Consider the following 26532-nt stretch of genomic DNA (forward strand, 5'->3'; position numbering starts at 1 on the left):
CGTCACATGGATCTTCGAGCGGCCCTGGCCGCACACCGCCTGGTCGCGATCGTCCGCGGTACCGACCCGGAAGCCGCCGTACGCACCGTACTCACCCTCGCCGAGGAGGGCGTCGAACTGATCGAGGTGTCCCTGACCGGTGCGGACGCCCTGTCCGTCATCGCCCGGGCACGCAAGGAACTGGGCCCCGACCGGCCCCTCGGCGCCGGTACGGTCCTGACCGCCGACGACGCCCGCGCCGCCCACTCGGCCGGCGCGAACTTCGCTGTCACCCCCGCACTCGGGGACGGCATCAGCGAGGCAAAAGGGCTTGAACTGCCAGTAATTGCAGGGGTGTTGACCCCCACGGAGATTCTCGCCGCGCGCCTCCTCGGTGTCGCCGCGCTGAAGATCTTCCCGGCCGCGGAGGCCGGTGGTCCCGCCTATCTCAAGGCGTTGCGCGGCCCGTTCCCGCACGAGGTGTTCGTACCCGTGGGCGGGGTCGACGAGTTGGCCGCGCGGGCGTATCTGGACGCCGGAGCGACCGCCGTCGGCGTCGGCTCACCCCTGGTCGGCGACGCGGCCGACGGCGGCAGTCTGACCGGGCTGCGCGCCCGAACTCGCGCCCTGCTCACCGTCGTACAGAATGCTGCGTTCGCGCGGGAGGCGTCGTGAAGAACGGCTGGCAGTCGGCCGAAGGTGCGGTCGTCTGCATTGGGGAGACCATGGCGGCCCTTGCCCCCGACCCGTCCTCGTCGCTGGAGTGCGCCGACGACCTGCGGGTGTCGGTGGCCGGGGCGGAGTCGAACGTGGCGATGTATCTGGCGGATCTGGGGGTTCCCGTCTCGTGGCTCTCGGCCGTGGGCGACGACCCGTTGGGACGGCGGGTGCTCGCGGAGGTCGGCGCGTCGGGTGTCGATGTGAGTGGTGTGCGGCGTGATCCGGAGCGGCCCACGGGGCTGCTCGTGAAGGAGCCGACCGGTTCGCGGACCCGGGTCCACTACTACCGCGGCAACTCGGCGGCTTCGGCGATGGGCCCCGACGTACTCGACGACGACAAGCTGAGGACGGCCTCCGTCGTCCATCTCACCGGCGTGACACCGGCGTTGTCCCCCTCCTGCCGGAGCCTGGTGGCCACCGCGCTCACCGTCCCGGCCGCTGAACGGCCGTACGCCATCAGCTTCGACGTCAACCACCGCCCCGCGCTGTGGCCGCCCGGTACGGCCGCCACCGTCCTGCGCGACCTGGCCGACCGCGCCGACATCACCTTCGTCGGCCTCGACGAGGCGCGGGAGTTGTGGGGCGCGGACCTCCAACCGGCCGATGTACGGGGGCTGTTGCCCCATCCGCGCCTCCTCGTCGTCAAGGACGGTGGCCATTCCGCCATCGCCTTCAGCGACGAAGGCGTACGGACGGTGCCCGCTCTGGACACGGACGTGGTGGAGCCCGTCGGCGCGGGCGACGCGTTCGCCGCCGGAGTCCTGGCCGGGCTGCTGCGCGGTGGAGGCATGGAGCGTGCGCTGCGGCTGGGGCACATCACGGCCGCATCGGCCCTGAAGGTGACCGCCGATCACGGTCCCCTGCCGGACAGCGCCCGGATCGAGCGGCTTCTTGAGCTTCCGACGAGCGAGTGGGCGGCCGGGGCCGGGACCAGTTTCCGTGGGTGACCAGGTGCATCGCGCTCGGTCAGGGATTGAGCGATGCGGTGACCTCGCCCGGCCCCGGAGGATCGGGTACGGCGTCGGTGGCGTTGGGGGTGGGTGACACCGAGGGGCGGTTCGCGGGCCTGACCGGCTGCTCCCGGACCTCGTGCATCGCCACGAACAGGACGCCGATCACCGCGGCGGCCACGACGAGCAACGCGACGGCGGTGCGGCGGACCGGGTGGAGGGCCGGGAGTCGGAACAGCCGGGGACGGCCGGTCGGCGGGGCCGCAGGACGCAGCGCGTGCAGGTCTACGGAGTCGGCCCGGGCGCGCAGGGCGTGGCGCAGCCGTTCTTCGAGGGGGTCCGGAGGGAGGCCGGAACCGAGGTCCTGTTCGATCATCGGGACGCCTCCGGGGTCACGCGTGTCTTCATGGGGACGCCTCCAACTCTCGGCGCAGGGCGGCCAGTGCGCGGCTCGCGGTGGACTTGACCGCGCCGCGGGACAGGCTCAGGGTGTCGGCGATCTGGGCCTCGCTGAGATGGGACCAGTACCGCAGGACCAGTACTTCACGCTGCCGCCGGGTCAGCCGGTGCAGCGCGGCGATCACTTCTCCGTGCTCCTCGCGCAGGAGAACGGGTTCCTCGGCGGACGGGGCGTGCCCTTCGCGTTCGGGGACGTGGGCCCGTACCGTACGGCGGCGGCGCAGGACCGAGCGTGAGGTGTTGACCACGCTGGTGCGCAGATAGGCGTCGGGGTTGTCCAGGCCGGTGAGCCGCTCGCCGTGGCGGCGGTAGAGCGCGGCGAAGACGTCCTGCACGACGTCCTCCGCCGTGGGGAGGTCGTCCACCAGGAGCAGGGCCAGGCGGACGAGGGGCAGTCGGCGGTGGGCGTACAGCTCGTCGATGCCGGGTTCACCGAGGTCGGCGGGGGCGGCCGGTGCGTCCGGTGCCGCCGGGATGTCCTCGCGCCGCTGCGACATCCCGCGCACCAGGTGCCGTAGCGCCCGTCGCAGGGCGTCCGACCAGGTACGAGCCGGGAAACGTAGGGGGTTGTGCCCGTCCGTCGGCACACCGTAGGCCGGGGTCGTCGCCGCGTTCATGGATCTCCAGGACAGCAAGGTCTTCGTACACCCGCCCGGAATCACCGGACGGACGGTGGAGCCGCCGGGCAGGTACGCGGCGGCTCCACCTCGGCACGGGCCGCCGAATGGCCCGTGGCCGATCAGCGGCGCTCAGCCGCGCGTTCGGACTCCGTCACCGCTTGGCGGGTGCGGGCTTGGCGTCCCTGGCGGAGTGGTCCGGGGCGGCGTCCTTCCCGTCGGGTACCGCGTCGACGGGGTCGCCGACGTTCGGGCCCGGGTCCACGCACTCGCTCCCCGGCACCGCGTCGACCGGGTCCTCGCTGAGCGTCGTGTACGACACCTGGTTGTCCTTGACGGTGTCGTCGACTCCGTTCGGCACCGCCTCGACCGGCTCCGGGCACAGCTCGCTGTACGTCACCTGGCTGGGCACCGGCGTGGGCTCGGAAGCGGAGGTGTCGGCGTGGGCGGTGAACGAGCCACCGATGGCGAGCGCGGCGGCTGCGCCGGTGACGCCCACGGCGATCCGCACCCGGCCCGCGCGGAGGCTGCGGCGGACGGTGTGACCTGCAGACATGTGATTCCTCGAATCGTCGATGCTGACGGGACTGGCGGGCCGCCGCCACGGATGGCTTCCCGTGGCGAAGGCCCTGGCTCGGAGGCGCCTCCACCCGGACAGACGTTCCGAGGGCATCGAGGTTGCAGGTCGGAAGAATCTTTTCTACGGGGACCGCGTGACGGCCCTTACATGTCCAGGACGATGTCCGTGCCGGGTCGCGCGCAGCAGATCAGGACCTCGCCGTCGGCCGGTGGCTCCAGCGGGTCGGGGGAGTAGGTGATCGTTCCGGACAGCAGGGGCGTGACGCAGGTGTGGCAGACGCCGGTGCGGCAGCTCCAGCGGGTGGGTACGTCGCAGGCGTCGGCGAGTTCGAGCACACTGCGGTTGTTCCCTGCGTCGAACGGTGCGGCGATGCCGCTGCGGGCGAACGTCACCAGTGGGCCGGTTCCGGGCTGCCCCGGCGGCTGGTGCGGCGCCCGGGTGGGCTGACCGGTGACGCCGGGGTTGATGGCGGCCAGGGCCCCGAACAGTTCGGTGTGGATGTGCGCCGGGTCGATGCCGGCCTCGGCGAGGGCCTGCTGCATGTCGGCCATGAAGGAGGCGGGACCGCAGACGTAGGCGGTGGCGTCGGCCGGGACGGACAGCGCGATCAGCCTGTCCTTCGTGAGGCGCCCCGGGGCGGCATGGGCGCGCTGCCGTTCCTCGGGCGTGGCCGCACTGTAGAACACGTGCTCGTGCGCGTCCGGCAGTGCGGTGAGCAGGTCGTGTGTCTCGGCGGCGAGTGGGTGTTCCCGGGGGCCGCGGGCACCGTGGATCCACCAGACTTCACGCTTGCTGCCCTGCCCGGCGAGCTCGTGCAGCATGGCCAGCACCGGCGTGAGGCCGATGCCGGCGGAGATGAGGAGGACCGGTCCACTGCCCTCGGCGTACACGAAGTCGCCCCGGGGAGCGGCGACTTGGAGGACGGCGCCGGGCCGTAGCCGCGTGGTCAGATAGCCGCTCGCCGTGCCGTGGGGCTCGTGTTTGACGCTGATCCGGTAACTGCCGGTGTCGGGCGCGGCGGAGAGGGAGTAGCTGCGTATGGGGGCGGGGTCGGGCGTGGCGGGGACGCGCAGTGTCAGGTACTGGCCCGCGTGAGCGGTCGGGAGCGGGGAGTCGTCCGTGGCGGTCAGCCGGATCGAGGTGACCGTAGTGCTCTCCGGGACCACGTCCGTCACCCGCAGTGCGCGGAAACCGTCCCAGGCCGGGCGTCCGGCGGTCGCGGAACCGTCGGCGGCGGCGAGCAGTTCACGGAACGACCCCTGCCAGCCGGGACTCAGCGCGGGCACGTCCAGGGCGAGGCGCAGCTTGGCGGGGTCGCGGCCGGGGAGATAGAGCAGCGCGTCGGTGTCTGCCACGCTCAGCTCGCTTGGACCGGTCCTGGTCCGTACGATCCGGTCGCCGGCCTGCACCCGCCCCTCCCGCACGACCCGCATGTAGAAGCCGGGACGGTGGTGGCTCACCAACAGTGCGGCCAGCTCGGGTTCGCCGAAGCGCATGCCGACGCGATAACAGGTGACGCGCGGCTGGGTGACCTCGAACTCGGCCTTGCCGATGCGGTACCGGTCGCCGATGCAGACCTCGTCGTCGAGCAGGCCGTCCACGGTGAGGTTCTCGCCGAACTGGCCGTAGCCGAGGTCGTCGCGGCCGAAGTGCCGCTGCCAGTGCCGGTACGACTGGAGCTGGTAGACGAGCACGGCCCGCTGCTCGCCGCCGTGGCCCGCGGTGTCGCCCTGCCCGTCGCCGTCGATGTTCAGCCGACGGACCATCGCCGGGCCGTGCACCGGGTACTTCCACACACCGGTGCAGACGGTCCTGCCCTGCCAGGGAACGTCCTTCGGCATACCGACATTCACCGACAGCAGGGTGGGCACGGGGAACTCCTTCCCACGGGGAACCTTCCCAAGGGGACGACCGGTACGGCAGTCGTCTCCCTCCCATACTGAGGGTGCGGTCGCCGCCGTGCGAGACCGCACCCTCTCCGTATCGGCCTAGTTCGGTGCTGTGATGCGCAGCCTGATCGTGCGGGCCTCAGGGCGCAGCGCGAACTCGGGCCACACGTCCGGACCGCAGGCCCGTGAGCCGAGGCCGTGCTGGGCGGCGTCGACGATCAGACGGCTCGTCGTCGATTCCGGCAGCTCGAAGGGGTGCCCGGCCTTGGCGATCTCCTGCGGGGTGTGGCGGCTGAGTGTGAAGCCGGGGCGGCGTCCGTGGGTGTCGGGGAGCGCCTCGATACGCAGCACTTCGGTGTCACCGCTGGTCAGGGCCAGTCGGCGCAGCTCGGAGCGGTGACCGGTCTCCTGGGGGCGCGCGTAGTCGACCGAGAGGTCGCGGACGGTCGCGGAGAAACGGCCGGTACGGGCCGCGCGCACACTGTCGGGGTAGGACTCCAGCGGGCCGAGGCCGAACCACGCGGCGCCGTCGACGGGAGCCGTGCCGTCGGGCAGGTCGAAACGCACCCCGATCCGCGGCCACACCGTCTGCCAGCCGCGCGAGGGCTGGATCTCCACCCGCAGCTCCACCTCGCCGTCGCCCTCCCGCGACCAGACGGACTCCACCAGTACCGACAGGCCGGAGTCGGCGGCCGACACCTTGTCGACCGTGCGCAGCGCGTCCGCGCTCTGCTCCACGGACACCCGGCGTGAGGTCAGCCGGTCGAGCCCGTCACGAAGCCACAGCTCGGCGTTGGACACCCCGGAGACGCTCGCGTCACTCTCGTCGACCTCGCCCCACGCGCCCTTGTCGTTGTCGGTCGGCGCCCGGAACAGCTCCAACCGCGGCCCTGCTACGGCGCGTTCGCCCAGCCTGACGAGAGATCCACCGACGAACTCGGCGACGCCGAGCGTGAGTGTCCCGTCGCCGGGCTGCCAGTCGAACCGGCCACTGCCACCGGGTACAGGACGGCGAACCGATCGGTCCAGCTGAGCAGTTGCGACGACATGACCCTCAGGTGCCCAAGGGGTGGCCGTCGCCAGCACGGCGTCGATCGTCAGCCACGTCTCGGCGTCCGGCGACACCGGGACCGACGGCAGCGACACCCGGCCCGAGTCGCCCGCCGCGACGAACGGGACCTCCAACTCCCCTGATTCCACGGCCAGTCCGTCGTGCTCGACCCGCCAGCGGAAGCGCAGGTCCGACGTGTCGGCCGTATGGCGGAGGTTGGTGATCGCGACCTTGTCGCCGTCGAACGCGAAGTGCACCGGCGCCACGACGGCCTTGAACTCGTGGAGGCTCGGCGTCGGCACGTCGTCGCTCAACACCATGCCGTCCATCACGAAGTTGCCGTCGTGGATGACCTCGCCGAAGTCGCCGCCGTACGCGTAGTACGGCGTCCCGTCCGGGGCCGTGGCCAGGATGCCGTGGTCACGCCACTCCCAGACGAACCCGCCGTGCAGGCGCGGATGTTGGTGCACCAGCGCCTCGTACTGGTCGAACGCGCCCGGCCCGTTGCCCATCGCGTGCGCGTACTCGCACAGCAGGAACGGCCTGGTGCGCTGCCGGGCGCCCTGCGCGGGAGTGCAGTTGAGCAGCGGGGCGCGTGAACCGTCGGTGCCGATCTGCTCGGTCTCCAGCACGGACGCGTACATGCGCGAGTAGACGTCGGTGTACTCGCCGGTGTAGTCGCCCTCGTAGTGCACGGGGCGTTCGGCGTCGCGGGCGTGGACCCACGCCGACATGGCGGCGAGATTGCTGCCGGTGCCCGCCTCGTTGCCGAGCGACCAGATCACGATGCTGGGATGGTTCTTGTCCCGCTCCACGGTGCGCTCGATCCGGTCGAGGTACGCCTCGCGCCAGGCCGGGTCGTCACTGGGATTGCCGACCCAGCCGACCTTGTCGAAGCCGTGCGTCTCCAGATCGCACTCCAGGATCACCCAGAATCCGAGCTCGTCGGCGAGGTCGAGCAGCCGGGGATGCGGCGGGTAGTGGCTGGTGCGGATCGCGTTCACGTTGAACCGCTTCATCAGCGCCAGGTCCGCGCGTGCGTGCTCCTCGTTGAAGACACGGCCGCGCTCGGGGTGGGTCTCGTGCCGGTTCACGCCGTGGAACACGACCCGGCGCCCGTTCACCAGGAACTGGTCCCCGCGGATCTCGACCGTGCGGAAACCCACCCGCAAGGAGACGGTCTCCGCGGCCGTCGACACCGTGGCGTCGTACAGGCGGGGCAACTCGGCCGACCAGGGCTCGACTTCGGCGATGTCCACGGGTGCCACGTCGGCCGGAGTCGCCCAGACCTGCTCGACGCCGAGTTCGGGGATGCGCAGGGTGACCGGGAACGCCGTAGCGGAGGCGGTGACTTCAGCCTCGACCCGTCCGCGCCCGTCGTCGAAACCGGTCCGCAGCCAGATGTCCTCGATGCCCCCGGCCGGCCGGGCGCTCAGGGTGACATCGCGGAAGATGCCCGGCAGCCACCACTGGTCCTGGTCCTCGACATAACTCGCCGCCGACCACTGGTGCACCCGCACGGCGACGACGTTCTCACCAGGGCGTACGGCCGACGTCACATCGAATTCGTGGGCGAGGCGGCTGCCGCTCGCGCCGCCGATCTCGACGCCGTTGACCCACACGCGGAAAAGCGACTCGACACCGTCGAAGCGCAGGACGACACGCTCGGCGCCCGACCAGTCGGCGGGGACGTCGAAGGTGCGGCGGTAGTCACCGGTGGGGTTCTCGTCCGGGACGTACGGCGGGTCGATCGGGAACGGGAACTGGATGTTCGTGTAGATCGGGCGGCCGTACGCACCATCGCCCTCAAGCACCCAGTGGGCGGGCACGGGGATGCTGTCCCAGGCGTGGTCGTCGAAGCCGTCGGCCGCGAAGTCCTCCGCCGTCGACGCCGTGGCGGACAGGCGGAAACGCCAGGACCCGTTCAGGGAAAGGGACTTCGCGTCGGAGTGCAGCCACGAGCGCGCCGGACGCAGGGCGCCACGCCCGGGAGCGAGGTCGGAGACATGGGGGGAGAACTCGGGAAGCAAGAGGTCACAACGCTTTCGTGAGAGCAGAACGGGTGCATTGCATTCGATCATGGCGGCCTACCGGAGCACGACGGTGCGGATCTCCCAGGGACCGAGCACGAGGTCGAGCTCGCCCTGGACCTGGGTGCGGGAGATCGGCCGGCCCAGCAGATCGACGGTGGCCGCCTCGGTGAACGCCCCCGCCACGCGGACCGTCGACGCGGTGTCGCGCATCGCGGTCAGCCGCACCTCGGTGCCGGACCCGTGCTCGGTGTCGGTGACACGACGGACGGCCGAGACGAGGACGTCCTCGCCGTCGACACGCAACCCGACTCTGTCGGGAGGTAGTTGGTGGCCTACGGATGCGGTCCCACGGGTGACCAGTACGTCGTTACGGAACTCCTCGGCGAGAGCGACCGCGTTCGCACCGCGCCAGCCGGTCGCCGAGGGGACGACGGCGAACCGGTTCTCGATCCGTATCCCGAGGTCCTGCGCACCGGGTACGGGGGTCTCGCTCGCCGCCGGTTCGTCGCGCAGGGGGTGGATGTTGACACTGATCGAGCCGATCGCGCGCAGCAGAGTGATCGCGAGTTCGGAGCCGTCGCCGACGAGTTCGTACTCGCTGGAGTGGTCGAGCAGGACGGTGGCGGCACCGGCCGACACGAACGAACCGGCCGGGAAGGTCGGGAGCGGATACTCGCCCCAGCCGCCCTCGGCGGTCAACCCGCGCTCGGTGACGGCAAATTGACCGGCCGATGCGGAGGTCGTGACCGGCTCGGGCAGCGGCACATGGAAGCGCAGTCGGTGGTCGGCGGACTGGTTGAGGAAGGACGTGGAGACCCGCACGAACGGTTCGCCCGCGCGCACCTCCACGAGCGTCTCCACCGGTGTAGGCACGGTTCGGTCGCCGCGCACATCCCGGTCGGAGGAAAGGGCGGTCGGCCACGCGTAGACGCGGATGACACGCAGCCGTGCACGCAGCGGGCCGTTCTTGACGAGCTCGACGGTGATCTCCGTCGGCTCCGACACGAGGACGTCCTGCGCCGGGGGAGCGTAGTTGTAGCTGTCGCCCCGGTCACCGCCGTCGACGAGACGTCCGACGCCGTACAGCACGGTGCCGTCCGATCCGGTCACGTCCAGGGTGCCGTCGGCGGCGACCGCGACCTCGACCAGGCCGTTGGAGAGCGTGCGGTCCGTTGCCGTGGCGGGCGCGTGCGACGGTACGGCTGCGGAGGCGCGGTCGCTCGGCTCGACCCGGAAGGACGCCAGTCCGGAGGCGGGAACGTTCACGGGCACGAGTGCGGTGGCCCGGGCCTCCTCCAGCGTCAACACCCGCCACTCACCCGGATGTTCGGCCGCCGCCGCAGCGACCTCGCGGCGCAGGATCAGCAGGTCGAAGGGGCCGCCGGTCGGCACCTCGGCGAGGTGGAAGACGAGCGCGCCGGGGGTGAGTTCGTAGTGGTCGATCTGCCTGCCGAAGAGTTCACGGCGGTGGATACGGCGCAGGACGCGTTCGAGTCGCGAGGCGTCCATGCGCTCGTCGCTGAGGACGGTCGCGGCCTCGGAGATCAGCTGCACGGGGGCCGCCGAACCGTCGGCGGCGGTCGCGATCAGCGCGGTTCCCTCCGGTGGGGCCACGACGTCCACCTCGACCAGGACCGAGCGGTCGAACGGCAGCGGGTTGGCGACCAAGTAGCCGTCGCTCGGGACCAGTTCGGCGGGTTCGGTGAGTGCCGCGTCCCGTACGGCACGGGCCGTCTGTGCGGCTTCGGCGAGGCGGGCGGCGACCTGGTCGCAGGTCTCGTCGGTGCCGGAGCCGACGACAGAGTCGTGCGCGGTCGACTCGATGATCTTGTGCCAGGCGAGATCGAGGAACGGTGAGTCGTCGAGCCGGGACCACAGGGCGTTCATCCGCTCGGCGTGGTCGATCGTGCGCTCGGCGACGGCCATCCGCTGCTTGAGTCCGAGCCGTACCGAGAGCACCCCCGGGAGGATGTTGCCGCGCACATGGCTGCGCAGCTCGCCGGTGACGACGGCGGACACCTCGTCACGGACGTACTTGCGGAGGTACTCGTCGAGGGTGGCGATCGTGATGGCGCGGCCCTCGCGGGCGGCTTGCCGTAGCCAGGAGGCGAGTTGGGGGTCGGGTGCGTTGTGGTCGGTGCCGGCCATCGCCAACACCGGGTCGCCGCCCCAGCGTTCGGCCGTCATCTCGGCGTAGTCGCCGAGCGCGCGGCCGATCCGGTCAGGTACCAGCAGGACGTCGAGGCCGTTGTCGTAGCCGTCGAAGAGGAACTCCGTACGGACCTCGGAGCCGTCCGGCGCACGCCAGTTGAAGGCATGGCCGTCGACCGAGCCGGGCACTCCGCGCCACAGCGCCGCGTGCTCGATGCCGGCGCGGGCCAGGATCTGCGGCATCTGCGCGACGTGGCCGAACATGTCCGGCAGATAGCCGATCGGCATCGCGCCACCCAGCTCGGCCGCCGCCGCCCAGCCCATCTGGAGGTTGCGCACAATGGTCTCGCCGGAGCAGAGGAACTCGTCGAGCAGGATCAGCCACGGCCCGACGGCGAGCCGGCCCTCGCCGACCAGGGCCGCGACCCGCTCGCGGTTCTCCGGCCGCATCTCCAAGTAGTCCTCGATCGCGGCCATTTGACCGTCGACGGTGAACCGGAAGTCCGGGTCCGACTCTGCTGTCTCCAGCACGGTGTCGAGAGCGGCGACGAGCCGGTGCCGGAACACCTGGAAGGGCTCGTACCACTCCCGGTCCCAGTGGAAATGGGGCACGAAGACAGCGGAGTCGGTCATGGCGGGAGACACCTTCTGTGCGGGGACGGTCACTTGAGGGAACCGGCGGCGAGCCCGGTGCGCCAGAACCGCTGGAGCAGGATGAACACGATGATCACCGGCACGATCGACACCAACGAGCCGGTGATCACGGACTCCTGGAGCAGCGGGGCGCGGGCGGTCTGGCCGTTCCACTCGTACAGGCCGAGCGTGATCGGGAAGAGGGACTCCTTCTGGAGCATCACCATCGGCAGGAAGAAGTTGTTCCAGATGGCGACGAACTGGAACAGGAAGATCGTCACCAGCGACGGCGTCATCAGCTTGAACGCCACCGAGAAGAACGTGCGGAACTCACCGGCGCCGTCCAGCCGCGCCGACTCCAACAGCTCTTGCGGGACGGCCGCGTTGGCGAAGATCCGCGCGAGATAGACGCCGAACGGGCTGACGATGCTGGGCAGGAACACCGCGAAGTACGTGTTGACGATGCCTGTCGCCGAGAACAGCAGGAACAGCGGGAGCGCCAGCGCGGTGGTCGGGACGAGGACGCCGCCGAGGATGACGGAGAACAGGAACTCGCGGCCCCGGAAGTGGAACTTGGCGAGCGCGTAGCCGCACAGCGCGGAGATCAGCGTTCCCACGACCGCGCCGAACACCGCGTAGATCACGGTGTTGACGATCCACTTGCCGAAGATTCCGTCGCTGCGGCTGAACAGGACGCGCAGGTTCTCGAACAGGTTGAAGTGCGAGAAGGTCAGGCCGTTGGTGGCGGCGAGGTCGCCCTGCGGCTTGGTGGCGGCGACGATCAGGAAGTAGATCGGCAGCAGGAAGTAGATCGCCAGGAGGAGCATCAGGGCCATCGCGGCCGTACGGCTGACCTGGCTTTCACGGTTCACGGTTTGCTTGCTCACAGGCCGGCCCTCTTCGACGTCAGTCGCATGAACCCGAAGCTCAGGACGAAGGTGATGACGGCGATGACCACGGAGATCGCCGCGGCCTGCTGGTAGTTGTTCCCGGAGGCCACCGCGTAGGCGAGCATGTTCGGGGTGAACGTGCTGGAGATGTTCGAGGAGATCTGCCGCAGCACGGCCGGCTCGGCGTAGAGCTGGAGGGTGCCGATGATCGAGAACACCGTGGTGAGGACGATCGACGGGGCGATGATCGGGACCTTGATCTGCCAGGCGATGGTCCAGTTGCTTGCACCGTCGAGCTTGGCGGCCTCGTACAGCTCCTGCGGGATCGACTGCAGCGCCGAGAACATGATCAGCATGTTGTAGCCGGTCCACAGCCACGTCGAGATGTTCGCCGCCGACCACAGCACGGCACCCGGGCCGAGGAAGTCGGGGTGGAGACCGATGCCGTTCAACAGGTCCACGACGGGGCTGAGTTGGGGCGAGTACAGGTACGACCACATGATCGCGGCGATCACGCCGGGTACGGCGTACGGCATGAACGCGGTGATGCGGAAGACCGACTTGAGCCGCAGCAGCGGGGTGTCCAGCAACAGTGCGATGACCAGGGCGACGAACAGCATGACCGGCACCTGCACGATGCCGAACAGGCCGATGCGCCCGACACTGGACCAGAACTCGGTGTTCTGGAAGACCTTCTCGTACTGGTCGAAGCCGCCGAAGGTCGTGTACGAGGTGCCGTACTGGCCGCCGGTGCGGCGCACGACGCGGACGCTCTGCCACAGCGCGTAGCCGACCGGCACCAGGTAGAACAGCACGAACGGGAGGAAGAACGGGATCACGAACGCGAAGATGGTGCCCGCCCGGGGGCCGCCGCCGTTGAGACGGCGACGGCCCCCGGGTGACTGCACCACGCGCGCCGCGCGAGTGGCGATGTCGGTCATTGCGCGGTCACTTGCCCGCCGCGGCCGGGATCGCCTGGTCCTTCATGGACTTCAGCGCGGCTGCCTGGGCTGTCGCCAGCGCGTCGCTGAGCGTGCCGTCACCGGCCGCCGCCTTGGCCATCGCGTCCTGCAGCGCGAGGTTCACCGTCTTCTGGGTGGGACCCCAGGCGAAGCTGGTGTTGATCTTCTTGGACGAGTCGGCGAAGACGTCGAAGATCTTCTCGTTGTTGTAGTACGGAACTCCCTTGGAGAGGGCGGGGAGTTGGAGTCCGGCGTTGGCCGCCGGGTAGAGTCCGCCGAGCTGGTTCTCCAGCGCGAGGGCCTCGGGGTCGGTGTTGAGCCAGGTGTTGAACTTGACCGACTCGTAGAGGTGCTTGCTGCCCTTCATGAACGCGACGGTCGAGCCGCCCCAGTCACCGGAGGCGCCGTTCGAGCCCCACGTCGGCATGGGGACGATCGTCCACTTCCCGGCCTGCTTGGGCAGGTTGTCGCGGAACATGCTGTAACCCCAGGCGGCGCCGACGTAGCTGGCGATCTGGTCCTTCTGGTACGCGGCGTACATCTGCGTCGAACCGTTGGCGAGATCGGTGCGCACGAGCTTCCCGGCGATCAGCTTCTGCCAGTAGTCGGCGACCTGCTTGCTCTGGTCCGAGGCGACGGTGACCTGCCACTTGTTGTCCGCGTAGCTGTACATCTGCGAGTTGTTCTGCCAGAGCAGGCCGTTGAACCACTCGGCGTTGTTCGGGTCGAAGAACGTGATGTCGAGGCTGGAGTCCGCCTTGTGCAGCTTGGCCGCGGCAGCCGCGTACTCGTCCCAGGTCGTGGGGATCGCGATCTTGTACTTCTTGAAGATGTCACTGCGTACATAGAGGGCCATCGGGCCGGTGTCCTGCGGCAGGGCGAACACGCCGGTGCCGCCGAAGCTGGTCTGCGACCAGGTCCACGGCACGAACTTCGACTTGGCCGCGGTGGCCGCCGAACAGGCCGAGGCGTCCACGAAGGCGCTCTGGGTGCGCAGGTTCGGCAGTTCGTCATAGCCGACCTGGGAGAGGTCGGGCGCCTTCCCGGCCTTGAGGGCGTTGCTGAGGATGCCGTACTGGTCGTTGGAGATGTTCTTCGTCTCGACCTGGATGTTCGGGTTCTTCTTGTTCCACAGGGCGACGACCTTGTCCATGCCCGGAACCGTGTTCCAGTACTGGAGGGTGACCTTGCCCTTCGCCGGCGTGCAGGAGGCTGCGGATGTCTTGGCCGACGGCGAGGATGACGAGCATCCGGCGAGTACGGCGACACTGGCCGACACGGCGACGACGGCGAGGCGGATGCGCGTGACTTTGCTGCTCATAGTTTCCGTTCCAGACAACGACTAGCGGCGGTGCTAGGCGGCTCGATGCTGATCCCTCGGACGGGATGCCTGCTGGAGTGGGTACACCGTTTGTTGCGGTCTGCGGGAGTCCCGTGAGCGCTCCCGTGAGCGCTCACGGGACTGCCTGCAGAGAGATGCCTTGAAGTTGTGTTGCGAATGTTCGGAAGTTTGCGCTCCGCTGTGGGGGAGTGTCAAGACATTCGAGTCCGATGTGTATCCGGCGGGTTAAGCGGACCCGCTCAGCCGCAGTTCGGCCCGCACGACCAGGTCGTCGGCCGCCAGTGCGTCCAGCCCCGACAGCAGGCGGGCGACCTGCTCGATGGCGAGTGCGCCGAGCCTGCGCGTGTCGAGGGCGACGCTGGTGAGCGGGGGCTCGACGAGAGCGCCGAGCTGCAGGCCGTCGAAGCCGATGACCGCCAGATCCCGCGGGATGCTCCTGCCGAGGCGCCGTGCTTCGCGCAGGGCGCCGATCGCGATGATGTCGTTGAACGTGAAGACCGCGGTGACGTCGGGGTGGGCGGTGAGCAGGGTCCTGAGCGCCGCGCCGCCGCCGTCGGCCGTCTGGTCCGCGCCGACCACCATGCCGGCGTCGATGCCGTGTGCCGCCGCGGCCGTCGTGAACCACTCGTGCCGGATGCTCGGCTCGGCCCGCGTGTGGTGGTCGAGCATGCCGATCCGCGTGTGCCCCTTCTCGACCAGGTGGGCGAGCGCGGCGTGGACCCCCTCCGCGCCGTCGATCCGGATCGACGTGAACCGCGTCCGCTGCTCCCGGCCGATGAGCACGACCGGCATGCCGCGGGTGAACTTCTCCAGTTCGCCCTCGGGACAGCTGAAGTAGCCGATGACCGCGTCCACCTGTGAACTGATCACCTGGAGCGTGCCGAGTTCCTCCTCCGCCCGGTCCCCGGTGTCGTACACGACGACCTGCCAGCCCCGGGTCCTGGCGGCCTCCAGCGCGGCGGCGGCGACCTCGGTGAAGAACGGGTTCAGCAGATCGGGGATGACCAGCCCGATGGTCATGGTGTCCTGGCGGACCAGACCGCGGGCGAACCGGCTCGGGCGGTAGCCGAGCGCACGAGCGGCGTCGAGCACCCGCTGCTTGGTGTCGCTGTCGATCTCGTCCTTGTCGTTGAGCGCCCGTGACACGGTCTGCCGGGACACCCCGGCGGACTTGGCGACGTCGTTGATCGTGATTTTCCGGGGTTCCGTCCCCGCTGTCGACGGCACCACCATCGCCCACCTCCCGTTTCTCGCGAACGCCGGTGCGCGCGCAGAGCCCGAGTATGCATGCACGGGGGCGGCCGTACGAAGCCACGACCGGAAGCGGGGAGGGCAATGTCCAGGGTGTCGGGCTACCGGGACGGCACGGCGACCGGAGCCCCGGGGGCCGCCGGAACGCTGGTGGGGTCGTCGAGAACGGCGTCACGGCAGGTCTGGAACGCGCCGCGCAGCGTCGCCTCGCCGCCGAGGACGCCGAAGGTGACGACCGGCTGCATGTCGGGTGCCAGGGCACGGCGTCCGGCCAGCCGTGCGTCCAGGCCCGGCATGAGCCAGGGAGCCCAGGTGGCGAGGTACCCGCCGAGGATGATCTCGCCGGCGTCGGTGACACCGGACACGCCGAGGACGGCGGCTCCCAGCGCGTGCCCGGCCGCGCCGAGCGCGGCGACCGCGTCCGGATCGCCCGCGCGCAGCCGGCGGTCCAGCTCGGCCAGCGCCGCTTCGCCGCCCTCCGCCTCGGCGACGGGGTCCAACCCGGCCGCGTGGATGAGGGGTTCGGGGCCGATGTACATAGCCAGGCAACCCCGCGTGCCGCAACGGCAGTCGGGACCGTCGAGAGCGATCGGCAGGTGCCCGATCTCGCCCGCCATGCCGTGACTCCCGCTGTGCACACGGCCGTTGACGAGCAGCCCGCCGCCCACTCCGGTGTCGGCCTTGATGTAGGCGACGGTGTCGGGGTGCTCCACGCCGTCGGCCGCGAGGGCGTGGTACTCGGCCAGGGCCGCCATGTTGGCGTCGTTGACCACGTCGACAGGGCAGTCGAGCCCGGGGAGTTCGGCTTCCACCAGGGCGCGCAGGTCGATGCTGTGCCAGCCGAAGTCGATGGCGGCGGCGACCAGATGGGAGGGGCCGACGACCGGTCCGGCCATGGCCACGGCGAGTTGGGCGAGGTGGGTGTGCGGTGCCGCGTCCCGAACCGCCGCCTCCGCCGACCGCACCAGGCAGCCGATGACCGCGGCCAGCGCGCGCGGATCGCCGTACGGCGCACGGTGGGCCGCCGACTCGCGGTGCAGGACGTGGCCCCGGAAGTCGGCCGCCATGACGTGCACGGACTCCAGAGTGACCTGGGCGGCGAGGACGACCACGCGTTCGGGGACGAGCCGCAGCAGGCGCCGGGGGCGGCCGCGCCCGGCCGACGGTACGGAACCCGCCTCGCGGACCAGGCCGCGGTCGATGAGCTCGGTGACCAGCGCGGTGACGGTGGCGTGCACCAGTCCGGTGCCCACGGCGACCTCGGTGCGGGCGCACGGGCCGTGGGCGTCGAGGTACCGCAGCACCAGGGCCAGATTGCGGCGTCGTACGTCGGCGGAGTCGGCGGGGGAGTTCACGCCGACGATTGTGCCCCGCCCTGACGAGATCCGGTCATAGTGGCGAAGATATTTTTTTTCGAGTCTTGAAATAAATAAATCGGCGTGGCCATACTCCCGGCACCGGCAACGAAGCCGGTCCGTCCCCGTGGAGGCGTCCTTGTCCGCTTCGACCTCTTCCGCCCCCGCCACTCCCCGTACGGACGACACCCTGGGCAGCTCCCAGGTCAACGTCCTGATGTGGTCGATGGGTGCGGGATTCGCCGCTCTCTACACCGCCTATGCCGGTCTCGTCGTGGTTCTGCTCCCCGCTCAGATCCAGAACCTCGACGCCGCCGCGAAGGAATCGAACCTCGCGCTGGTGACGATGACCTCCTCCATCGTCACGCTCTTCGCCCAGCCGATCATCGGCGCCATCTCCGACCGCACCCGGGGCCGCCTGGGCCGCCGCACCCCCTGGATGCTGTTCGGCGCCGTCGGCTCGACCCTCTCCCTGCTGGCCATCTCGCACGCCACCACCCTGCTGTGGCTCACGCTGATGTGGGTCGCCGTCCAGGTCCTGCTGAACGTCATCCAGGCCCCGCTCACCGCCGTCATGGCCGACCGCGTCGCCCCGCGCCGGTTCGGCATCGTCTCCGCCTTCGTCGGCCTCGGCTCCAACCTCGGCGCCACGCTCGGCGTGATCGTCGCCGCCCGCTACGCCGGTCAACTCGGCCTGGGCTACGGCGTGATCGCCGCGATCGTCCTGGTCGTCGTGCTCGCGTTCGTCCTGCTCAACCGGGACCGGACCCGCCCCGAACCGCCGGAGCCCTTCTCCTGGCGGGAGTTCCTCACCGGCTTCTGGGTCTCACCGCGCAAGCACCCCGACTTCGCCTGGGCGTTCGTGGCCCGCATGACGTTCATCCTCGGCTACTGGGGAGTCGCCACCTACCAGCGCTACGCTCTCCAGGACTACGTCGGCCTCGACGCCGACGCAGTGGACAGCGCCCAGCAGTTGATGTCCGTGCTCGCCCTCGTCGGCACCCTCGCCGGTGCCATTCCGGCGGCGAAGATCTCCGACCGCACCGGCCGGCGCAAGATCTTCGTGGTCGGCGCGTCGGTCCTGCTCGCCCTGTCCATGGCCATCCCGCTGGTCAGCCCCACCCTGCCCGCGATGTACGCGTACGCACTGGTCAGCGGCATGGGATTCGGTACGTACATGTCCCTGGACATGGCCCTGATGACCGAGGTCCTGCCCAAGGGCGCCGCGGCCGGCAAGGACCTGGGCATCCTCAACATCGCCACCAACGTCCCGCAGGCGCTGGGACCGATCATCGCCTCCGTGCTCATCACCTCGTTCGCCGCGGGCTCCGACAAACTCCCGGGCTACCGTGTCCTGTTCGCCTTCGCAGCCGCCGTCGTACTGATCAGCGCGCTCGCCGTCCGGCCGATCAAGGGCGTCAAGTAGCGGGCCGGGCACGAGACTTCGACCACCGCGCACAACCCCCCCACCTCCACAAGGAAGTTGATCCGTGCCCGAGCCCGTACTCGCTGTCACGTCCCAGGGACCCGTCCTCGGGACGTGGCAGCACGCCACCGCCCGCTTCCTCGGCATCCCCTACGCCGAGGCCCCCGTCGGCGAACTCCGCTTCGCCGCCCCCGTCCCGACCGAGCCTTGGACCGAACCGCTCGACGCCACCCGGTATGGGCCCACCGCGCAACGCCGCCCCTTCATCCTCGACGGCCCCACCACCATCCCCGAGCCGTCGATACCGGGCGACGCGGTACTCAACCTCAATGTCTTCACGCCCGACCCGAACCCCGGAGCCCGCCTGCCGGTCCTCGTCTGGATCCACGGCGGCGGCTACGTCGCCGGATCCGCCGCCAGTCCCTGGTACGACGGCTCCGCGTTCGCCCGGGACGGAATCGTCCTCGTGTCCATCGGCTACCGGCTCGGCATCGAGGGCTTCCTCCACCTCGACGACGCCCCCGACAACCGTGCCGTGCTCGACTGGATCGCCGCGCTGACCTGGGTACGCGACAACATCGACGCGTTCGGCGGCGACCCCGGGAAAGTCTCCGTCGCCGGTCAGTCGGCGGGAGGCGGCGCCGCGCAGACCCTGATGGCCACCCCCTCCGCGCACGGGCTCTTCCGCGCTGCGATCTCCCAGTCCGGCGCCATCAAGTCGCCCCAGCACCGCCGTGACGCCCTCGCCGACTCGGCCCGCCTGACCGCACGCACCGGCGTCCCCGCCCTCGCCTCCGCGCTCCGCGACCTCACCGGTGACGAACTGCTCGCCCTCCAGGACGCCTTGGCCACACCGGAGGCAGGCCTGACGCTGGCGCCCTTCGCGGACGGGGAGTTGATCCCGGTCCCGGTCCCGGATGCCTTCGCGGATGGCAGCGCCGCCCCGGTACCCCTCCTGCTCGGCTTCACCCAGCGCGAGTTCTACCCGCCGCCCGGGACCACGCCAACACCCCCACTGATCGGGGCCGTTGACGCCATGTTGGCCGGTCACGGCCTCGGGCCCGACGCCGTGACCATGTACACCGCCCTCCAGGACAGGACGGACCCGGCGCTACGCATGGGCCAGGCCCTGACCGACGTCATCTTCCGCGGCCCGTCCCTCGCCCTGGTCGAGTCCCGCGCACACCACGAACTCCCCACCTGGCTCTACCACTTCACCTGGGGCAGTGCCGGCCACTGCATGGAGATCCCCTTCGCCTTCGACCTCCTGGACGCCGAACGCGTCACGGCCGCGACGGGCCCGCATCCGCCTCAGTCCCTCGCCGACGCGATGCACGGTGCCTGGGTCGCCTTCATCCGCGACCTGGACCCGGGTCCAGGCTGGCCCCGCTATACCAACAAACGTCGTACGACGATGACTTGGGACGCGGTCCCGGAGGCCCTCGACGACCCACTTAGCGCCGAGCGGCGTATCTGGACCACGCCGCCGACCACGCCCTGAAAACCCGGTGGCGGAACGTTGACCTGGTCGTGACACCATCGGCCTCCCACCAGGTGAACGGAGGCCGAGGTCATGGCCGGGGAAGAGGCCAAGGCGCGACTCGGGCGACTCGCCAGGGCTCGCGCCTTCGGCTGCCACGTGGGGTCCGACCAGCTCATCCAGGCGGGCCTGGACGCACTACTCGCCGATGTCGACAGCCCCTCCCTCCCTCTCCTGGCAGGCCTCGCACGGAGAGAGGAGCCCGAAGCACCCGAGCTCTTCGACCAAGTACTCGACGAACTGGGGCTGTCCTTCGAACCACCGGCAGACCCTACGGCCGCGCAATGGGCCCACGCCTACTGGCTGGCCGAGGAGATCACTGACGGCAGCCTCGATCCTGCCACCGGCGCCGATCTGATCTGGACCGAGGTCGCCGGGGCGCTCGACCACCCGGATGCACTCGCTCCGATCGTCCAGTGCGCAATCTCGCTCGCCGACGAGGACGACGACCGGACCGCGTCCTTCGAGGCTCTCCGACTCGACGCACTCCAAGCCGCGAGGGACCTGCTGGGCAACCGACGCCCCACCGTGAACAGCTAGATCACGCTTATCCTGCGCTGAGGCAGGGCGACGGGAGGCGGTGTATGCACAAGCCCGGCATTCAGGTGCTGGCCAGGGCGACGGCGGCGGTATCGGTGATGATCGCCGTGGCGGCATGCGGAGGTCACCACGACGCGGCGACGACAGCCCCTTCCGCGACCGCCTCCCCGGACTCCTCCGTGTACACCGCCCAGTTGGAGAAGAGCGACCTCCCGTGGAGCGGCAGCCCCAGCCCGTACAACGCCGTGGTGAAACTCGACGACGGTCGCCGCGTAGCCCTGTACTACCTGCGCGGCAAGGGCCTCGTCGAGCAGCACTACAGTCCCCGGGCGAAGGCGTGGACCGAACCGAAGGTCATCTATGGCACCGGGACCGACGCCTGCCAGGGCATCCAACTGCGCACCAAGAACGGCACCGTCGCGGCAATCGCGGACTTCGGCTCGTACTGCTACGACGGTGAGCCGCCGACCGAATCCATCGCGGCCGTGGGCGCCAGCAGCCTGACCGAGTGGAGCATCAACGTCACGAAGAACATCGACGGTTGGGAACGGGCCGCCGTCTCCGATGACGGGCAGCAGGTCGTCTTCGGCCGGGACACCACTCTCCGTTGGAGCCGGGCCGACGGGTTCGAACGCCAGTAACCGGCCTTCGGGCAGGTGGGTCCGGTGGCGCGACCGGCAGTGGGGGTCGGCACGCATCAGGAACCCCGGCAGCCCGACTACGCGACACCGTCCCCAACTACGCCTCCAGAGAAAGGGCTTGCCGCACTCTGCCTGCGGCTGGCACGATCGCTGCCTCCGTCACTCCGAGCAACGAGTGGCGGCCATCAAGGAGGTCCAGTGTCCAAGCGGTGGCTGTTCCTGTCGGCGGCCGCAGTGCTCATCGTCGTCTCCCTGGCTCTGGTGCTTCTGCCCGGCCACAAGGACGCCGAGGACGTGAAGTCCGAGGCGGGAAGCGCCGCGACCGGACCATCAGCCACCAGCTCCGGGTCGGCAGCGAACTCCCCCTCCGCGACCGGTACTTCGACCGCCTCTGCCGCATCGAAGAAGCCGTCGGCGACGCCGTCCGCCCGTACGACCGCCACCCCGGCCACACCGTCGGCCACGAAGACCCGCCAACAGGCGCCAAGCACCGCCTCGCTGGCCGGACGCATCAGGCCCGGCGTCACCTACCGCGGAGTCGCCACCTTCTACGACGCGGACGGCGGCGGCGCCTGCCTGTACGACCCGAGCGACGACGTCATGACCGGTGCCATGAACACCGCCGACTACGAGTCGTCCAAGGCGTGCGGGGCGTACGTACTCGTCCACGCGGCAGGCGGCGCCACCATCACGGTCCGCATCACCAACGAGTGCCCGGGGGACTGCGCACCAGGCCAGATCGACCTCAGCGCCCAGGCCTTCGCCAAACTCGCCGCGCCTTCGGCCGGCCGGATCCCGATCACCTGGAACCTGGCGAGCCCCAGCACCTCCGACACGATCTCGATCCGCTACAAGACCGGTTCCACTCGCTACTGGTGCGGCATCCAGGCGATCGGCCACCGAAATCCCTTGGCCCGCCTCGAAGTTCGGGCGGGCAGCGGCTGGCGTCAGCTGCAGCGCACCGACTACAACTACTTCATCTCCGAAGACGGCAGCGGATGCGGCGGAGCGCTCAGGCTCACCGACATCTACGGCGAACAACTCACCGTCCCCGCACTCGCGGTGCGAGCGAACGTCACGCAGCCCACGCGGCTCCAGTTCGCCAAGCACTGACCCACTGAGAATCAGAAGGTGGGCGCGCGCAAGCTGTCACCGGCCAACGTCCGCCGCAACTTCTCCTCGTCCGAACTCCCGGGCGCCGCAGTCAGGATGACGATCTTCAGCTCGGAATCGCCGTCTGTGAGGACATCGCAGTCCACGTCCACGGGCCCGACCTCGGGATGCTCCACCGTCTTGCGGTCCTCGCGGTGTGCGCCCACTGTGCCGCTCGTCCACAACCGTGCGAACGTCCCGTTGCCCGCGGTGAGTTGACGGATCAGCTCCGCCAGGCGGACGTCGTGCGGGAAGCGGCCGGTGGCCCGGCGCAGGTCGGACACGATCGCGAGGTTCGAGGCGTCGTCGTTCCGCACCAGTACCGGCCATGAGGCGATCCGTACGTCACGTACGTCGTCGCCGGAACCGACCGGGAACCGCTCACGCGCGAAGTTCCGCTGCTCGGGCGGCTTGTCCGACGGATCGCCGAGCAGCGCGGCCCACCCGGAGTTCCACCAGATCAGCTGCCAGTCGGCGGCGAACACGGCGACAGCGACATCCCCGAGCCGGTTCAGCACCCGGTGCACCCCTGACGGCAGGTGGTCGGGGATCGGCTCGTCGTTCGGCGGGACCAGCCCGGCCATGCGGTAGAGGTGCTCCCGTTCCACGGCGGTCAGTTGGAGGGCCTGCGCGAGCGAGGCGACGACCTGGGCCGAAGGCGCCGTGGACCGCCCCTGCTCCAGGCGCACCACATAGTCGACCGACACCCCGGCGCGCTCGGCGAGTTCCTCACGGCGCAGACCGGTCGCTCGCCGGGACCGACCGGACGGCAGCCCCACGTCCGACGGGGACAACCGCTCCCGCCAGGCACGGATCGTCGCACCCAGCCCCAGCCCCAGCCCCAGTCCCGATCTCGGCCTCAGTTCCCGCTCCTCGTTCGTCGCCATGTCCTCCATCCTCTCCCAACTCCCGATCCTGGTAATGCCGTTCCTACGGTCGAAGCGTCCCTGGCGGCGCACCCGCGTGGTGGGGACGATCGAGGCATGACCACCACGTTCATCACCGGAGCCAACAAGGGTCTCGGCCACGAGACCGCCCGCCGCCTCCTCGCCCTCGGCCACACCGTGATCGTCGGAGCCCGCGACGAGGAACGCGGTGCCGAGGCCGCCGCCGCACTCGGTGCTCGGTTCGTCCGTATCGACGTCACCGACGACGCCTCCGTGGCCGCCGCGGCGGCCGACGTCGCCGCACACGAAGGCGTCCTCGACGTCCTGATCAACAACGCCGGTGTACACGGCCCGCATGGCGATCCCGCCGACCTGACGGGCGCGGACGCGCTCGGCGTCTTCGACGTCAACGTCTTCGGTGTGGTCCGGACGATCACCGCGTTCCTCCCGCTGCTGCGCAGATCGGCTGACCCGGTCATCGTCAACGTCAGCAGCGGTATGGGCTCGCTCGCCGTCACCTACGACCCGGCACGGATCGAGTCCTCGGTCGTATCGCCGCTCTACACCGCCTCCAAGGCGGCCCTCACCATGCTGACCACCCAATACGCCAAGGCGCTCAAGGACGTTCGCGTCAACGCCGCCGATCCCGGCTACACGGCGACCGACCTCAACGGCCACAGCGGTCCCCAGACCGTCACCGAGGGAACCGACGCGATCGTCCGCCTCGCGACCGAACAACCCGGCGCCGGCTCGGGCCGTTTCGTCGACCGCGACGGCCCGCTCGACCTGTCCTGAACCCGCCTCCCGCAACACTCCTGACACAGCCTGGTTTCCCTAGGTGCTACCGGCGGTAACAACAGAGGTGTCGCGGCACGCTCCACGTGTCGGGCACACCTCCCGCACCTCCCGTTTCTCTTCCGGAAGGGACCCCATGGAGAACTCGGCCCCCACGCCGATCAGCAGACGAAGAGCCCTGACGGTGGCAGGCGGTGTCGCCGCCGGCGCCGCCCTCTCGGCACACGCGGTACCCGCGTTCGCGGCCGACGCCTCGTCCGCCGACGCCATCGTCGTCGGCCACGGCCTCGCCGGTCTCGTCGCCACCGCCGAACTGGTCGCCGCAGGGAAGAAAGTGCTGCTCCTGGACCAGGAACCCGAGTCCAACCTCGGCGGCCAGGCGTTCTGGTCCTTCGGCGGACTGTTCCTGATCGACTCCGCCGAGCAGCGGCTCATGGGCATCAAGGACTCCCAGGAGCTGGCCTGGCAGGACTGGTTGGGTACGGCTGGCTTCGACCGGGGCATCGACGACCCGACCGGTCAGGACTACTGGGCCCACAAGTGGGCCGAGGCGTATGTGGACTTCGCGGCCAACGAGAAGCGGTCCTGGCTCTACGGCCTCGGCATCCGCTGGTTCCCGATCGTCGGCTGGGCCGAGCGGGGCGGCGGCCTCGCGGACGGACACGGCAACTCGGTGCCCCGCTTCCACGTCACCTGGGGCACGGGGCCGACCGTGGTCGAGCCGTTCGAGAAGCAGGTGCGGGCCGGGGTCGCCAGCGGGAAGGTGACCTTCAAGTTCCGGCACCGCGTCGACGAGATCGTCCGCACCAACGGTGCCGTGACCGGCGTGCGCGGCGCGCTCCTCGAACCCAGCACCGCCCAGCGAGGCAAGGCCACCTCCCGCACCGTGGTGGGCGACTTCGAACTCAACGCCCCCGTGGTGATCGTGACTTCGGGCGGCATAGGCGCCAACCACGATCTCGTACGGCAGAACTGGCCGGCCCGACTGGGCAACCCGCCCAAGACCATGATCACCGGTGTGCCCGCGTACGTCGACGGCCGGATGCTGGGCATCACCGCGTCGGCGGGCGGCCGTATCGTCAACCCCGATCGGATGTGGCACTACACCGAGGGCCTCAGGAACTACGATCCGATCTGGCCCAACCACGGTATCCGCATCCTCCCGGGACCGTCGTCGATGTGGTTCGACGCCACCGGCAAGCGGTTCTCCGCCCCCGACATGCCGGGCTACGACACCCTCCACACCCTGGGCTCGATCACCGCCAGCGGCTACGACTACTCGTGGTTCGTCACCACGAGCAAGATCATCGCGAAGGAGTTCGCGCTCTCCGGCTCGGAGCAGAACCCGGACCTCACCAACAAGGACATCCTGATGCTTCTCTCGCGCATCTGGCAGACGCCGGAGCCGATCGAGAAGTTCAGGAAGAACGGCGTCGACTTCATCACCGCCACCACGCTCTCCGAACTGGTCCTCGGAATGAACAAGTTGACTGGCGACGGCCTGATCAAACTGGCCGACCTCCAGCGGCAGATCGAGGCCCGCGACAGGGAGATCGACAACGCGTACTCGAAGGACGCTCAGGTGATGGGCATCCGCAACGCCCTTTCCTACCCCGGGGATTCACTCAGCCGTACGGCCGCGATCCACAAGATCCTCGACCCCAGCGCCGGACCGCTGATCGCGGTCCGCCTCAACATCCTCACCCGCAAGACCCTCGGCGGCCTGCAGACCGATCTCTCGGGCCGGGTCCTGGACGCCACCGGGACACCAATTCCCGGTCTGTACGCGGCCGGTGAGGTATCCGGCTTCGGTGGCGGGGGAGTGCACGGCTACCGCTCGATGGAAGGTACCTTCCTCGGCGGCTGCCTGTTCTCCGGCCGCCAGGCGGGCCGTGCGGCGGCTGCCGCGATCTGAGTGTTACGACCGCTCGCCACCCCTCGGCAACTCGGGTGACCCCAGCCCGAGTTGCCGAGGGGGTGTTCCCGCAGTACTTCCTGCGCTCGTTCGGCTACGCCGGGGTCGGTGTCATCGTCACCGTGAGCATGCTGTTCGTCCTGCCGGCCCTGTTCGTCGTCCTGGGCCACTGGGTCAACGGCGGGCGGCTGCCCTGGGCGAACCGCGCGCGTTCCGCCACCCGCGCACCCGTGTGGGGACGGCTGGCCGCCACCGTCATGTGGCGGCCGGCGCTCACCGCGCTGCCCGTACTCGCGGTCCTGCTGCTCGCGGCGAGCCCGCTCCTCGGGATCACCTTCGGCACGCCGGACGAACGCGTACTGCCCGAGGACGCCACGAGCCGCCAGCAGCCCGCGTCGAGACCAGCACGGGAACCTACGCCGACGGACAGCCCACGGCGACCGACCCCGGCAACACCGCACTGGGCCGCCCCGACGCGCCGCAGATCAACGTGGTGAGCACCCTGACATCGAAGTCCGACGCGGCCCAGAGCCTGGTCCGGGATGTGCGAGCGGTCGCCGCGCCCGCTGGAACTCACCCTCTGGTGAGCGGAGTTGACGCCGTGCTGGTCGACTCCAAGCACTCCGTCGGCGACAGCCACCTGTCCTCTCTGCTCGGCTTCACGGCACAACCCATGGACGTCTCCATGACCGTGCTGATGTTCTGCGCCCCCTTCCTGTGCAAGGTCCATGAGCGGTTCGGTCTCAGTGAAGGCGGCCCGGCGTCCGTAGCCGT

General features: G+C 69.9%; 21 protein-coding genes and 1 pseudogene. 10 read left to right on the forward strand and 12 right to left on the reverse strand.

What is annotated here, in order from left to right; all coding sequences use genetic code 11:
* Nucleotides 1-6: 6 nt before the first annotated feature.
* Nucleotides 7-654: a bifunctional 4-hydroxy-2-oxoglutarate aldolase/2-dehydro-3-deoxy-phosphogluconate aldolase gene (locus AB0I69_RS32090; protein ID WP_363099239.1), complete on the forward strand. Its 648-nt coding sequence runs from the start codon at nucleotides 7-9 to the stop codon at nucleotides 652-654.
* The gene (locus AB0I69_RS32095) at nucleotides 651-1646 is read left to right on the forward strand and encodes a sugar kinase (RefSeq protein ID WP_363099240.1); all 996 of its coding nucleotides are present in this window, start codon (nucleotides 651-653) and stop codon (nucleotides 1644-1646) included. The genes AB0I69_RS32090 and AB0I69_RS32095 overlap by 4 nt, the downstream gene beginning before the upstream one ends.
* Before the next feature lie 19 nt (nucleotides 1647-1665).
* Here AB0I69_RS32095 and AB0I69_RS32100 read toward each other — a convergent pair whose 3' ends face one another.
* The 11 genes from AB0I69_RS32100 to AB0I69_RS32150 all read right to left on the reverse strand — a co-directional run bounded on the left by AB0I69_RS32100 (nucleotide 1666) and on the right by AB0I69_RS32150 (nucleotide 16862).
* Nucleotides 1666-2025 (reverse strand): hypothetical protein, encoded by a 360-nt coding sequence (locus AB0I69_RS32100; protein ID WP_363099241.1) that lies wholly within the window; start codon nucleotides 2023-2025, stop codon nucleotides 1666-1668.
* A 28-nt stretch (nucleotides 2026-2053) separates the two neighbouring features.
* A complete protein-coding gene (locus AB0I69_RS32105; protein WP_363099242.1) occupies nucleotides 2054-2725 on the reverse strand; it encodes a SigE family RNA polymerase sigma factor in 672 nt (223 codons plus the stop codon).
* Between the two features lie 154 nt (nucleotides 2726-2879).
* Nucleotides 2880-3281 carry a hypothetical protein gene (locus AB0I69_RS32110; protein ID WP_363099243.1) on the reverse strand — a complete coding sequence of 134 codons (402 nt, stop codon included), beginning with the start codon at nucleotides 3279-3281 and terminating at the stop codon, nucleotides 2880-2882.
* A gap of 167 nt (nucleotides 3282-3448) precedes the next feature.
* Entirely contained in the window at nucleotides 3449-5176 is a 1728-nt protein-coding gene (locus AB0I69_RS32115) for an MOSC and FAD-binding oxidoreductase domain-containing protein (RefSeq protein WP_363099244.1), read from the reverse strand.
* Between the two features lie 117 nt (nucleotides 5177-5293).
* Nucleotides 5294-8275, reverse strand: a complete 2982-nt coding sequence (locus AB0I69_RS32120; RefSeq protein WP_363099245.1) for a glycoside hydrolase family 2 TIM barrel-domain containing protein — start codon at nucleotides 8273-8275, stop codon at nucleotides 5294-5296.
* Nucleotides 8276-8332: 57 nt separating this feature from the next.
* Entirely contained in the window at nucleotides 8333-11062 is a 2730-nt protein-coding gene (locus tag AB0I69_RS32125; RefSeq protein ID WP_363099247.1) for an alpha-mannosidase, read from the reverse strand.
* Nucleotides 11063-11091: 29 nt separating this feature from the next.
* Entirely contained in the window at nucleotides 11092-11949 is an 858-nt protein-coding gene (locus AB0I69_RS32130; protein ID WP_363099248.1) for a carbohydrate ABC transporter permease, read from the reverse strand.
* Nucleotides 11946-12893 carry a sugar ABC transporter permease gene (locus AB0I69_RS32135; RefSeq protein ID WP_363099249.1) on the reverse strand — a complete coding sequence of 316 codons (948 nt, stop codon included), beginning with the start codon at nucleotides 12891-12893 and terminating at the stop codon, nucleotides 11946-11948. The genes AB0I69_RS32130 and AB0I69_RS32135 overlap by 4 nt, the downstream gene beginning before the upstream one ends.
* Before the next feature lie 7 nt (nucleotides 12894-12900).
* On the reverse strand, nucleotides 12901-14235 hold the full coding sequence (locus AB0I69_RS32140) for an ABC transporter substrate-binding protein (RefSeq protein ID WP_363099250.1): 1335 nt from the start codon (nucleotides 14233-14235) through the stop codon (nucleotides 12901-12903).
* Nucleotides 14236-14481: 246 nt separating this feature from the next.
* Nucleotides 14482-15489, reverse strand: a complete 1008-nt coding sequence (locus tag AB0I69_RS32145) for a LacI family DNA-binding transcriptional regulator (RefSeq protein ID WP_363099251.1) — start codon at nucleotides 15487-15489, stop codon at nucleotides 14482-14484.
* Between the two features lie 119 nt (nucleotides 15490-15608).
* Nucleotides 15609-16862: an ROK family transcriptional regulator gene (locus AB0I69_RS32150; protein ID WP_363099252.1), complete on the reverse strand. Its 1254-nt coding sequence runs from the start codon at nucleotides 16860-16862 to the stop codon at nucleotides 15609-15611.
* Nucleotides 16863-17001: 139 nt separating this feature from the next.
* On the opposite strand from AB0I69_RS32150, the gene AB0I69_RS32155 reads away from it, so the two are divergent.
* The 5 genes from AB0I69_RS32155 (at nucleotide 17002) to AB0I69_RS32175 (ending at nucleotide 22122) form a co-directional block, all read left to right on the forward strand.
* Complete coding sequence (locus AB0I69_RS32155) at nucleotides 17002-18288, forward strand: MFS transporter (RefSeq protein ID WP_363099253.1); 1287 nt, start codon at nucleotides 17002-17004, stop codon at nucleotides 18286-18288.
* A 64-nt stretch (nucleotides 18289-18352) separates the two neighbouring features.
* Entirely contained in the window at nucleotides 18353-19789 is a 1437-nt protein-coding gene (locus AB0I69_RS32160) for a carboxylesterase family protein (protein ID WP_363099254.1), read from the forward strand.
* 72 nt (nucleotides 19790-19861) lie between these two features.
* Nucleotides 19862-20368 (forward strand): hypothetical protein, encoded by a 507-nt coding sequence (locus AB0I69_RS32165; RefSeq protein WP_363099255.1) that lies wholly within the window; start codon nucleotides 19862-19864, stop codon nucleotides 20366-20368.
* A 44-nt stretch (nucleotides 20369-20412) separates the two neighbouring features.
* On the forward strand, nucleotides 20413-21009 hold the full coding sequence (locus AB0I69_RS32170) for a hypothetical protein (RefSeq protein WP_363099256.1): 597 nt from the start codon (nucleotides 20413-20415) through the stop codon (nucleotides 21007-21009).
* Between the two features lie 198 nt (nucleotides 21010-21207).
* Entirely contained in the window at nucleotides 21208-22122 is a 915-nt protein-coding gene (locus tag AB0I69_RS32175; RefSeq protein WP_363099257.1) for an expansin EXLX1 family cellulose-binding protein, read from the forward strand.
* Nucleotides 22123-22133: 11 nt separating this feature from the next.
* Here the strand turns inward: AB0I69_RS32175 and AB0I69_RS32180 are convergent, their stop codons facing one another.
* On the reverse strand, nucleotides 22134-23048 hold the full coding sequence (locus AB0I69_RS32180) for a helix-turn-helix transcriptional regulator (protein ID WP_363099259.1): 915 nt from the start codon (nucleotides 23046-23048) through the stop codon (nucleotides 22134-22136).
* Nucleotides 23049-23144: 96 nt separating this feature from the next.
* On the opposite strand from AB0I69_RS32180, the gene AB0I69_RS32185 reads away from it, so the two are divergent.
* The 3 genes and pseudogenes from AB0I69_RS32185 to AB0I69_RS32195 all read left to right on the forward strand — a co-directional run.
* A complete protein-coding gene (locus AB0I69_RS32185) occupies nucleotides 23145-23843 on the forward strand; it encodes an SDR family NAD(P)-dependent oxidoreductase (RefSeq protein ID WP_363099260.1) in 699 nt (232 codons plus the stop codon).
* A 136-nt stretch (nucleotides 23844-23979) separates the two neighbouring features.
* On the forward strand, nucleotides 23980-25758 hold the full coding sequence (locus tag AB0I69_RS32190; protein ID WP_363099261.1) for an FAD-binding dehydrogenase: 1779 nt from the start codon (nucleotides 23980-23982) through the stop codon (nucleotides 25756-25758).
* Nucleotides 25759-25820: 62 nt separating this feature from the next.
* A pseudogene (locus AB0I69_RS32195) lies at nucleotides 25821-26464 on the forward strand (MMPL family transporter); the annotation flags it as partial.
* Nucleotides 26465-26532 lie beyond the last annotated feature (68 nt).

Source organism: Streptomyces sp. NPDC050508 (assembly GCF_040655155.1).
GTDB lineage: Bacteria > Actinomycetota > Actinomycetes > Streptomycetales > Streptomycetaceae > Streptomyces.

Excerpts from the sequence above, each read along its gene's own strand:
- AB0I69_RS32180 (WP_363099259.1), bottom strand. The coding sequence starts at position 23,048 with ATGGCGACGAACGAGGAGCGGGAACTGAGGCCGAGATCGGGACTGGGG.
- AB0I69_RS32165 (WP_363099255.1), top strand. The coding sequence starts at position 19,862 with ATGGCCGGGGAAGAGGCCAAGGCGCGACTCGGGCGACTCGCCAGGGCT.
- AB0I69_RS32105 (WP_363099242.1), bottom strand. The coding sequence starts at position 2,725 with ATGAACGCGGCGACGACCCCGGCCTACGGTGTGCCGACGGACGGGCAC.
- AB0I69_RS32190 (WP_363099261.1), top strand. The coding sequence starts at position 23,980 with ATGGAGAACTCGGCCCCCACGCCGATCAGCAGACGAAGAGCCCTGACG.
- AB0I69_RS32140 (WP_363099250.1), bottom strand. The coding sequence starts at position 14,235 with ATGAGCAGCAAAGTCACGCGCATCCGCCTCGCCGTCGTCGCCGTGTCG.
- AB0I69_RS32090 (WP_363099239.1), top strand. The coding sequence starts at position 7 with ATGGATCTTCGAGCGGCCCTGGCCGCACACCGCCTGGTCGCGATCGTC.
- AB0I69_RS32170 (WP_363099256.1), top strand. The coding sequence starts at position 20,413 with ATGCACAAGCCCGGCATTCAGGTGCTGGCCAGGGCGACGGCGGCGGTA.
- AB0I69_RS32100 (WP_363099241.1), bottom strand. The coding sequence starts at position 2,025 with ATGATCGAACAGGACCTCGGTTCCGGCCTCCCTCCGGACCCCCTCGAA.
- AB0I69_RS32135 (WP_363099249.1), bottom strand. The coding sequence starts at position 12,893 with ATGACCGACATCGCCACTCGCGCGGCGCGCGTGGTGCAGTCACCCGGG.
- AB0I69_RS32185 (WP_363099260.1), top strand. The coding sequence starts at position 23,145 with ATGACCACCACGTTCATCACCGGAGCCAACAAGGGTCTCGGCCACGAG.
- AB0I69_RS32145 (WP_363099251.1), bottom strand. The coding sequence starts at position 15,489 with ATGGTGGTGCCGTCGACAGCGGGGACGGAACCCCGGAAAATCACGATC.
- AB0I69_RS32125 (WP_363099247.1), bottom strand. The coding sequence starts at position 11,062 with ATGACCGACTCCGCTGTCTTCGTGCCCCATTTCCACTGGGACCGGGAG.
- AB0I69_RS32110 (WP_363099243.1), bottom strand. The coding sequence starts at position 3,281 with ATGTCTGCAGGTCACACCGTCCGCCGCAGCCTCCGCGCGGGCCGGGTG.